The 9,118-nt window shown below is 67.5% G+C and carries 13 protein-coding genes and 1 pseudogene; 5 read left to right on the plus strand and 9 right to left on the minus strand.

Annotated features, from left to right (window positions below; translation table 11 throughout):
* A partial coding sequence (locus ACXJKR_RS16345; RefSeq protein ID WP_457323722.1) for a hypothetical protein occupies positions 1-690 on the plus strand: 690 nt, incomplete at its 5' end.
* Here ACXJKR_RS16345 and ACXJKR_RS16350 read toward each other — a convergent pair.
* The 5 genes from ACXJKR_RS16350 to ACXJKR_RS16370 form a co-directional block, all read right to left on the minus strand.
* Positions 673-2,553 carry an ABC transporter ATP-binding protein gene (locus ACXJKR_RS16350; protein WP_157281878.1) on the minus strand — a complete coding sequence of 627 codons (1,881 nt, stop codon included), beginning with the start codon at positions 2,551-2,553 and terminating at the stop codon, positions 673-675. The genes ACXJKR_RS16345 and ACXJKR_RS16350 overlap by 18 nt on opposite strands.
* Positions 2,554-2,658: 105 nt before the next feature.
* Positions 2,659-3,084 (minus strand): hypothetical protein, encoded by a 426-nt coding sequence (locus tag ACXJKR_RS16355; RefSeq protein WP_056201050.1) that lies wholly within the window; start codon positions 3,082-3,084, stop codon positions 2,659-2,661.
* A gap of 200 nt (positions 3,085-3,284) precedes the next feature.
* Positions 3,285-3,680, minus strand: coding sequence for an MAPEG family protein (locus ACXJKR_RS16360; RefSeq protein ID WP_457323723.1), 396 nt, complete (start codon positions 3,678-3,680; stop codon positions 3,285-3,287).
* A gap of 43 nt (positions 3,681-3,723) precedes the next feature.
* Positions 3,724-4,002: a DUF2277 domain-containing protein gene (locus ACXJKR_RS16365; RefSeq protein ID WP_056201055.1), complete on the minus strand. Its 279-nt coding sequence runs from the start codon at positions 4,000-4,002 to the stop codon at positions 3,724-3,726.
* Positions 4,003-4,017: 15 nt separating this feature from the next.
* Positions 4,018-4,197, minus strand: a complete 180-nt coding sequence (locus ACXJKR_RS16370; protein WP_457323724.1) for an oxidoreductase-like domain-containing protein — start codon at positions 4,195-4,197, stop codon at positions 4,018-4,020.
* A gap of 144 nt (positions 4,198-4,341) precedes the next feature.
* Between ACXJKR_RS16370 and ACXJKR_RS16375 the strand changes: the two genes are divergently transcribed.
* Genes ACXJKR_RS16375 through ACXJKR_RS16385 form a run of 3 tightly spaced genes read left to right on the plus strand, consistent with a single transcriptional unit; the run spans position 4,342 to position 5,375 of the window.
* Positions 4,342-4,668: a YbjQ family protein gene (locus tag ACXJKR_RS16375; protein WP_056201061.1), complete on the plus strand. Its 327-nt coding sequence runs from the start codon at positions 4,342-4,344 to the stop codon at positions 4,666-4,668.
* A 4-nt stretch (positions 4,669-4,672) separates the two neighbouring features.
* Positions 4,673-4,960: a hypothetical protein gene (locus ACXJKR_RS16380; RefSeq protein ID WP_457323725.1), complete on the plus strand. Its 288-nt coding sequence runs from the start codon at positions 4,673-4,675 to the stop codon at positions 4,958-4,960.
* A gap of 4 nt (positions 4,961-4,964) precedes the next feature.
* Positions 4,965-5,375: a hypothetical protein gene (locus ACXJKR_RS16385; protein WP_457323727.1), complete on the plus strand. Its 411-nt coding sequence runs from the start codon at positions 4,965-4,967 to the stop codon at positions 5,373-5,375.
* Positions 5,376-5,582: 207 nt separating this feature from the next.
* Here the strand turns inward: ACXJKR_RS16385 and ACXJKR_RS16390 are convergent, their stop codons facing one another.
* The 4 genes from ACXJKR_RS16390 to ACXJKR_RS16405 form a co-directional block, all read right to left on the minus strand.
* Positions 5,583-6,047 (minus strand): hypothetical protein, encoded by a 465-nt coding sequence (locus tag ACXJKR_RS16390; RefSeq protein ID WP_157281880.1) that lies wholly within the window; start codon positions 6,045-6,047, stop codon positions 5,583-5,585.
* Positions 6,044-6,595 carry an RNA polymerase sigma factor gene (locus ACXJKR_RS16395; RefSeq protein ID WP_056201067.1) on the minus strand — a complete coding sequence of 184 codons (552 nt, stop codon included), beginning with the start codon at positions 6,593-6,595 and terminating at the stop codon, positions 6,044-6,046. The genes ACXJKR_RS16390 and ACXJKR_RS16395 overlap by 4 nt, the downstream gene beginning before the upstream one ends.
* 23 nt (positions 6,596-6,618) lie before the next feature.
* Positions 6,619-8,100 carry an alpha/beta fold hydrolase gene (locus ACXJKR_RS16400; protein WP_457323726.1) on the minus strand — a complete coding sequence of 494 codons (1,482 nt, stop codon included), beginning with the start codon at positions 8,098-8,100 and terminating at the stop codon, positions 6,619-6,621.
* 87 nt (positions 8,101-8,187) lie between these two features.
* Entirely contained in the window at positions 8,188-8,559 is a 372-nt protein-coding gene (locus tag ACXJKR_RS16405) for a hypothetical protein (RefSeq protein WP_056201071.1), read from the minus strand.
* 161 nt (positions 8,560-8,720) lie between these two features.
* Here ACXJKR_RS16405 and ACXJKR_RS16410 point away from each other — a divergent pair.
* Positions 8,721-9,118: pseudogene (locus ACXJKR_RS16410) on the plus strand (hypothetical protein); the annotation flags it as partial.

The following is a 9,118-nucleotide window of genomic DNA, read 5'->3' on the forward strand; positions in this document are numbered from 1 at the left end:
GAGCTGGCCACCGCCATCCGCCAGGCCGAATTGCGCGAGCGCCGGCGTGGCCCTGAGGCGGCGGCCACCCCGGCCGCGCCGGCGGCCCAGCGCGCGCCCGTCCAGCAGGCCCTGCCGGTGCTGCGCGGCGTGGCCGACGGTGTCGGGCCCGATGGGCAAGAGCTGGAGATGCGGGTGGCCCCTGGCCAGTTGCCGCCAGACATCCCCAACGAGCCCGGCATGATGCCGCCGACGCGGGCTTGCGCCGGCGTCTTCGCCGTGGGTTATCACGTCGACGCCGGCTCGCATTGGGTGTCGGTGGGCCGCGACGAGATGCGCGCGGCCGGCATGAACCTGGATGTGCTGCACCGCCAGGCCCTGTCCAACCTGATGAAGCTCGTGAAAGGCCAGCCCGGCCTGCGGCTGGTCGACCATCCGCCCTATTACGGCTTGCTGCTGGACGGCGACCACGAGGCCTGCCTGGTGCTGCTGGATGGCCTGTGGGATCACCTGTTCGCCGACAAGACACCCAACGGCGCTGTCGTTGCCATCCCGTCGCGCGATGTGCTGGCTTTCTGCGACGCGAACTCGGCCGAGGGCATTGCCGCCATTCGCGAAGCCAGCCGGCGCATCGGGCCGGATGCCAAGGGGGCCATCACCCAGCAGTTGCTGCGTCGGCGTGACGGGCGCTGGTCAATCTTCGAGCCCTAGGAACCCGCCGCTCTGGTGCGTCCAGAGCCGCGCGTAGATGCCGCCCTGCGCCAACAGCTCGGCGTGCGAGCCCTGCTCGACGATGCGGCCGGCATCCATCACCACCAGCCGGTCCAGCGCGGCGATGGTCGACAGCCGGTGGGCGATGGCGACGACCGTCTTGCCCTCCATCAGCGTGTAAAGACTTTGCTGGATGGCGGCTTCGACCTCGCTGTCGAGGGCGCTGGTGGCTTCGTCCAGCAGCAGGATGGGTGCGTCCTTCAGCATGACGCGGGCAATGGCGATGCGCTGGCGCTGGCCCCCGCTGAGCTTGACGCCGCGCTCGCCGACATGGGCCTCGAAGCCGGTGCGGCCCTTGGGGTCGGACAGCGTGGCAATGAACTCGTCGGCGTGCGCACGCTCGGCCGCGCGCTCCAGCTCGGGCTGCGTCGCGCTCGGGCGGCCGTAGAGGATGTTGTCGGCCACTGAGCGGTGCAGCAACGAGGTGTCCTGCGTGACCATGCCGATGTGCTGGCGCAGCGAGTCCTGGGTGACGTGGCGGATGTCCTGGCCGTCGATCAGGATGCGGCCGCCGCCTTCCGGGATGTCGTACAGGCGCAGCAGCAGGTTCACCAACGTGCTCTTGCCCGCGCCGCTGCGGCCGACCAGGCCGATCTTCTCGCCTGGCTTGATGCGCAGGTCAAGGCCATCGACGACGACCTTGCCGTTCGGGTAGGCGAAGCGCAGGTTCTCGAAGTGGACCTCACCCCCGGTTCCGTCGTTCTGCACGGTCAGCGCGACCGCGCCGCTCGCATCGGCGATCAGCTGCGGCTTGGACAGCGTGGCCAGCCCGTCCTGCACGGTGCCGATGTGCTCGAACAGCGAGGCCATCTCCCACATGACCCAGTGCGAGATACCGTTCAGTCGCATGCCCATCGCCGTGGCCGCGGCAACCGCGCCGACGCCGATGGCCGACACGCCCCACAGCCACAACGCCAGCAGCGCCGTGCTGCCAACCAGCAGGGCCGACAGCAGCGTGTTGACGATCTCGAAGCCGGTCACCAGGCGCATCTGGCCGTAGGCCGTGGTCATGAAGTCCTGCATGGCCGACTTGGCATAGCTGGCCTCGCGCCGGCCGTGCGCAAACAGCTTGACGGTGGCGATGTTGGTGTAGGCGTCGGTGATGCGGCCGGTCATCAGGCTGCGCGCGTCGGCCTGGGCCTGGGCGATCTTGCCCAGGCGCGGCACGAAGTAGCGCAGCGCGACGATGTAGAGCGCCAGCCAGACGCCGAAGGGCGCCATCAGACGCGCGTCGAAGCTGGCGACGATGCCCACCAGCGTGCCGAAGTAGACGGCCACGTAGACGAGGATGTCGACGACGATGAGCCAGGTGTCGCGCACGGCCAGGGCCGTCTGCATGACCTTGGTGGCGATGCGGCCGGCGAACTCGTCGCCGAAGAAGGCCAGGCTCTGGGCCAGCATGCGGCGATGGAAGATCCAGCGCAGCCGCATCGGGAAGTTGCCGAACACGCCCTGGTACTTCAGCAGCGCCTGCACGCTGGCCAGCACGATGCTGACGCCGAGCACGGCCAGCAGCATCGCGATGACGGGCTGGGGTTTGCTCCACAGCTCGGCGGGCTTGACGGTGGCCAGCCAGTCCACCAGCGAGGCCATCAGGCTGAACAGCAGCGCCTCGGCCGCCGCGATGCCGGCCGTGAACAGCGTGACCGCGAGCAGATGCCGCCGTACGCCATCGGCGCAGCGCCACAGGAAGGCGAAGAAGCGCGCCGGCGGCGCCGCGCCGCTGGTTTCCGGATAGGGGTCGACGAGGCGCTCGAAGCGCGATGTCACCGATTGAAGAAGCGGTTGGAACAGCGAGGACATCCCGCTAGTTTCGCCGGACAACGCTGTCCAGTCATGTCATCAGTGCCGGCCACGGGGCTTGGCGTCAGCGGCGGCGACATGGCCGACGCGCTCGTCGAGAGGCGCTTACTGGCTGGCCGCCGATGCGGGTGCGTTCGGGGCGACTGGCACGACAACGCCCGGCGACAGAGAGATTTCATCAACCAGCGTGACGCCGGTGACGAAGTAGCGCGTCTCGCCGAAGCAGGAGCCCGGCAGGCCGACCTTCTCCTCGTAGTGCAGGTTGACGCGCCGGCCCATGAGCTTGTTGATGGCCTGGGCTGCGGCCTCATCGTGCACCGTGAAGTAGAACTTCTCGACGCTGGCCGTGCCCGGCAGCGACACCAGCGCCTGCTCGCCCTCCCAGGTCTTGCAGACCCAGCCCTTGCGTGAGAGCTTCTGCACCCAACCGGCACGCTCGCCGTCCGAATAGCTCCAGCGCCAGGCGAAGGCGAACCAGGCCGCAACGAGCAGCAGCAGGGCGACGAAGGACAGGGCGATCTTCAGGCGCATGGCGATGTCTGGGGAGCCGGGGCGCGGCGATTGTGCGTCAGGGAGCGCCGGATAAGCCCGTGCGATGCAGCGCGCCCTGGTTTGGGATGGATTGCCAGGCGCAAAGCACAGTCATAGCTCAGGCTATGGCGAGCATTTGCAACGCCGCAAGCCGCCCAAAGCGGGGATGCGCTGCGCGCGAGGGCTTGTTCGGCGCTCCCTTAGACCATGCCGCTCAACATCATGCCCAGCCCCACGATGCTGACCGTCCATACCGCCGTGCGCAGGTAGGGAATGCCGGCCAGGTACACGGCCAGAAAGGCTACACGGGCCCACAGGAACACCTGGGCACCGAGCAGCACGCGTTCGCCCGTCGCGCCGGACGCCTGCGCAACCAGGGCCAATGCCGCGAAGAACAGCAGGTTCTCCAATGTGTTGGCCGCCGCGCGCTGAGCACGGCCGGCCAGCGGCGTGGCCTCGGGCATGTGGTCGCGGTTGCCCATGGCCAGCATCAAGCCCTTGGGCGTCCAGGCCCGCGCCCGGATGAGACTGGCCATGAGAGCGCTGAGCCAGGTGAGCACGGTCATGCAGACGACGAGCGACATCAGCTTGGGCATGGAGTTCCTCGGGGAGTTGCTGCGCCGGACCGACGCGCGCGGATCATCCCCCCGGGCCGCCGAAACGGGCCTGAGAACGAACCCGCGCCTTTTCGGCCTCGATCTCGCGGTTCTTGGGCTCGGCGGTCGTCACGAGCGAAGCGATCAGGGCACGCGCCTCGTCGGCAATCGCCGCCACTGCATGGTCGAAGGCCGCCGCGTTGGCCTGGGACGGCACGTTGAAGCCGCTGAGCTTGCGCACGAACTGCAGCGCAGCGTCGCGGATCTCGAGTTCAGTGGCCGGTGGTTCGAAGTTGAACAGGGTGCGGATGTTGCGGCACATGGAGCTGTCCTTGATTCAACTGGCCTGCGGATGGCGCTCGCGCCAGGCCCGCAGGGCTTGGCGGTACTCGTCCTTGGCCAGGTCGTAGAGATCGAAGATGCAGGGGTCGCAGCCATTGCCGCAGCAGGCGTCCAGGTCAGGCTCTGGCGGCGGCAGGGGCATCGGATCGGGGTCGGGTGGCGGCGTCGTCGTCATCGCGCTCGATTGTCCGGCGTGGCGAAAATCCGCCCATTCCACTGCGAGATGGCTATGCCGCGGACCGATGCCCGGCTTCACTTATGCCTTGCTAACGCCCATGCGCTCAGGATCACACCACCCCAACATCACAAGGAGAGTCGCGTGATCATCGTCACCACCGAGAACCTCGCCGGCCACCGCGTCGTCGAGGTCAAGGGCCAGGTTTTTGGCGTCGTCGTGCGCAGCCGCGGGCTGGCCGGCAACATCATGGCGGGGCTGCGCTCCCTCGTCGGCGGTGAGATCACCGAGTACACGCAGTTGCTGGAGGAGGCGCGACGCCACGCCATCGACCGCATGGTCAAGAACGCCCAGCTGATGGGCGGCAATGCCGTGGTCATGATGCGCTTCGATTCGTCGGAGATGGGCCAGACCATGAGCGAGATCGTCGCCTACGGCACGGCCGTGGTGGTCGAGCGACTGCCGGCCTGACGCCATGCTGCGCAACCTGCTGCTCATCGTGGCGCTGGCAGTCGGCATGATCGGCTTGGGCGCAAGCCTGGCCGGCCATCGCGACGCGGCGCCCTTCGCGATCTGGGGCTGCATCATTGTCGCCGCCGTGCTGGTGGAGCGTTGGCGCTACCGGTCCCGCGACGCGACGCCGGGTGGCGACTGGCAGCGGACCGAGGAGCGCTTCGTCGATCCGGAATCCGGGCAGACCATGCTGGTGTTCTACAACCCGCAAACCGGCGAGCGCCGTTACGAACAAGATTCGCGTGCCTGAACGTCTGAACTACGCTATCAAGGCCGAGATCGCCGACACGCAGGCCGGCACCTGGACCTTTGCGGCGCACAAGACGATGTACGGCGGCAAGCGCATCGCCACCGGCGATGTGATCTACCTCTTCGCCAGCGAGAACGAGGGCGGCGTGGGGTTGGTTGCACGCGGCGTGGTCACGTCCGCTGAGGCCATGCCTAGAAAGCCGGGCATCGAGCGCCAGACGCCGCGCGTCAGCATCACTGTCAAGCGGGCTGCACTTGTGAAACGCCGCCTGGGCCGCGCCGAGCTCAAGCCCTTTGCCGACTGGAACGATGGCCGGCCCGAGACCGAGCTGAACTTCAAGTTCTACCGCCAGGCGACGAACAAGATCGTCGCGCTCGGCGACCGGGCCGCCCGCTTTCTCGATGCCTTCTTCTGACGCCCGCGCGCCTCACGTTTGGTGAGCAGCGCCGTTACACAAATCCAGCCCGGATTCGGTTATGCTGCGCCGCAACATTGCAACGTCGCAATACCGCTTGTCTCCTCCACCGCCCCTGGGTGGATTTGGCCCTCTCGGTGGCTCGCCACCCGCAGAGGGCCTTTTCTTGTCCGGCTGCCTTTGGCGCGGCCAGCCGAAAGCACTCCTTCAAGAGCCAAGCTGGCGTTCAAGCTCGGCGCGCCGCTGCGTCAGCTGCCTGTGCTTGCCGCGCGCGCGCACCAGCGTGATGACAGCAATCACCAGCATCACGGCGAACACGGCCGCCGCTGGCCATGCTGCCGCGATGCCTTCGCCCATTCCCAGGGCCAAGGCGCCAGCCAGCGCTACCGCGCTGAACCCGACTGCCATGCGAGCCGCAACGACTTGCTGAAACGCCAGCAGCACACGGCGCGACGCCAGCACCCACACGGCATAGACAACCCAGCACAGGCCGATGCCGGTCATGGCGGCGAAGGCGATCACGGTCCGTGGCGGCAATGCGGGTTCGGTCAGCCACAGCGAGCCGACGACGACCGACATCGCCAATGCAGCCAGCAACAGCGCCACATGGCCGAAGCGCGCCTTGGCTGACAGCTCGCGGTTGGCCAAGGCGGAGATGGAAGCGGGATTCACGACTGCACTCCTTGGATGCCAAGCTGATGCCGGAGTATTTTTCGGGCCCGGTGCAACCGGGATTTGATGGTGCCGATGGGGATGTCCAGCACCTGGGCAACCTCGTCGAGCGACAGCTCCTGCAAATAGAACAACGTCAGCACCTCCTTCTCAACCGGCGGCAGGCGCGCCAGCGCCTCCAGCATGGCGGCCAGTTCGAATTCGAGGGCGAGCGCGCCGTCGTCGCCGGGCTGCTCTTCGAGCTCGATATCGGTGTCGACACAAATCGGCTGTTTGTATTGTTCACGCAGCCGGTCCATCAGCACCCGGTGTGCAATGCCGAACAGCCAGGACCGCAGCTTGGCGCCTTCGCGCAGACGGGAGATCCCGCGCAACACGCGCAGCCAGACTTCCTGCGCAGCGTCATCGGCGGCGGCGTCATTGCCTGAAAGCTGACGTGCATAACGCCACAACGGCTGATGCCAACGCGCGATCAGTTCATCAAAGGCCGGCCGTTCGCCGAGCTGACAGCGGATCACCAGCAATTCGTCAGCGAGCGGGTTGTGCATGGATGACTCACGGTGTGGGCTTGTCATCTTTCAGTGCGGATCGAGCCGACCTTTTCGAAGCGTGGCAGGGGCAAGGCGATGCGCGGGTCCAGGCCGGTTTCGCCGCGGACAAAGCGGCCCAACAGCGCTCTCATGGCTGCGTTCCCGAACACGTCGAACTGGTGCGCCGCGTTTTCCACGACGACCAAATGCGCCTGCGGCAGCGTGGCAGCGATTTCCTGTGCGTTTTCCACCGGCGTGCGTGCATCCAGGTCGCCCACCAGCATCAGCGTGGGGACCGGAACCGCGACCGGCTCACGGAACGCGTCCCCGATCTGCCGCGCGTTCCATGCAGCGTACAGATAGCGCCCCGGGAAATTCATCGTGTCGCCGAGCAGGGCGTTGCCGGCCTCGCCCTCGATCCGTGCGCTGCGCGCCGCACTCGCTCCGGAGCTCAGGTCCGTCATGTGCTTCATGGCTGAATCGATGCCGAATTGGCGCCGCAGCAAGAGGGTCAGCTGCGCCACGCGCCGGAAGTTGCCGGCACTCATCTCCTGCACGGTGGCGGGGAGTGTCGCGACCGCGCGCGGATCGCCGAGGGTTTGCGCGATCGCCCACTGCACGTCCATCGCCCCGATCACCACCTTGGCTTCCTGCCCGGTGGCCGGATCAGTCACAGCCACCTCCACCGGCGACTGCGCCAGCCCGGCGATGACGGCGTGCAGTTGCCCGGTCATCCCAGGCGCGCCCGCACGTTCGCCGATGCGCAGCAGCACCCGATCCACCTGCGACGGCAGCTTCCATGTGTGATCCGGCCCTTCCGGGCTGATCAAAACCATGCGCTCGACCGCGCCCGGGTGGCGCCGCGCAGTGGCCAGCGCCAGGTGGGTGCCATAGCTGCGGCCCCACAAGGTCACCTTGCCATAGCCGAAGGACTGGCGCACCGCATCGACGTCGTCGGCGCTTTCCTCGGTGTTGTAGGCCTCCAGGCGGATGCCGCGCCCACGCATCTCTGCGGCGACGGCACGCGCTGCTTGCTCCATCAAGGGCAGCCAGGCGGCGACCGAGGCCGGCCTGTCGAGTGGCAAGCCATAGCGCATCGTGGCGCGCAGATTCGGGGTGGAGGCGCCCACGCCACGCTGGTCGATGCCAACCAGGTCGCCATCGATGAATTCCGCCAGCGCCGCGCCACCATGCCTGGCCAGATCGATCACCTGCCTGACGCCGGAATCGCCGGGGCCGCCCGCCAGGATCACATGGGCCTTCTCGGCGTCGGCACCGGCACGCCGTACACGCACCACCGCCAATTCAACGGCAGGACCTTCCGGCTCTGAACGCAACTCCGGAACCCGCACGCGCCCGCGAGTAACCACGAACGCGGTGCCATCCGTGGCGATCAGTGGTGCATCCTGGGGATCGATGAGCGTAGTTGGCGCGGCTGTGCCCACCAGCGGCAGCCATAGCGCGAACACGGCGAAGCGGGGCGCCAGACGGGCCATGGAAATACCGGCATTGAGTTCCTTCATGAATCCTCCTCGTTGCAACCTGTAGTCGGAGGATCCACAAAAAGGTTCATCGCGCCGCGCGCCCAGGCCTGGCCTGGGCGCGCGGGCTCAGCCCGCAGGCCGACGACGGCTTTCGAGGAGGCGGATGCGCGCCTGCAGCTCGGCCAGCTCGCGATCACACTCCTGCGCCTTGATCGCCTCGATCTCGCCGTGGATGCGGCGCAGCTCCTGCAGTGGCGCGGACGCGGCCTGGGCCTCGGCCGGCTGCCGCTCGGCCATCTCGATCAACAGCTGGGTGATCACGCCCAGCTGGTCGCCGTAGCTCGCCACGTCGAAGGCCCGCGCCTCGATGCGCGCGTTGCCCGCCTGGGGTTTGATGCCGGCAAAGAACCAGTCCAGGCGCGGCTCGATGTCCTGCGCCACGTCGCCGCTGAAGGGCAGGCGCAACTGCGGCGCCCAGAGCCAAAACCATGGGAACATTCTTTTTCTCCCTTGCACGCCGAACGGCTGGCGTGTGGGGAGATGGTGGCGTACGGTCGCGCGCATGGCAAGCTCGCCTCCCGTCATGGCCCGCCGGCCACCATGCTGCTCACCGCGATTCCTAATTGGCTCTCTGAAAAATGCGTGATTGCAGGCAGTCGGTGATCCACATCGCAAGCCGGGCGTTAGCCCTGGCCAGCGTGGCACTGCTAGGGTTTGGCGGGTTCGGCGCGTCGGCCGAACCTTCGCCTGGCGCGCCGCAGGTCGTGACCTACCCTTCGTCCGGTGCCGCCGGAGACAAGCGCGGCGACTACTACGCCAGCCTGCTCAAGCTGGCCTTGGGCAAGGCGGATGGCCACTTCGCCGTGCAGCCCTCCGCGAAGCCGAGCGTGGCCGTGCGAGCCTTCGTAAGCATGGCCGCGGGGCAGGATATCGACGTCGTCTGGGCACCAACCACGGTCCAGCTCGAGCGCGACTATCTGCCCGTGCGGATCCCGGTCGACAAGGGCATCCTCGGCTGGCGCATCTTCCTGATCGGCGAGGACGACCGAGGCCAGTT

Source organism: Roseateles sp. P5_E11 (assembly GCF_054049355.1).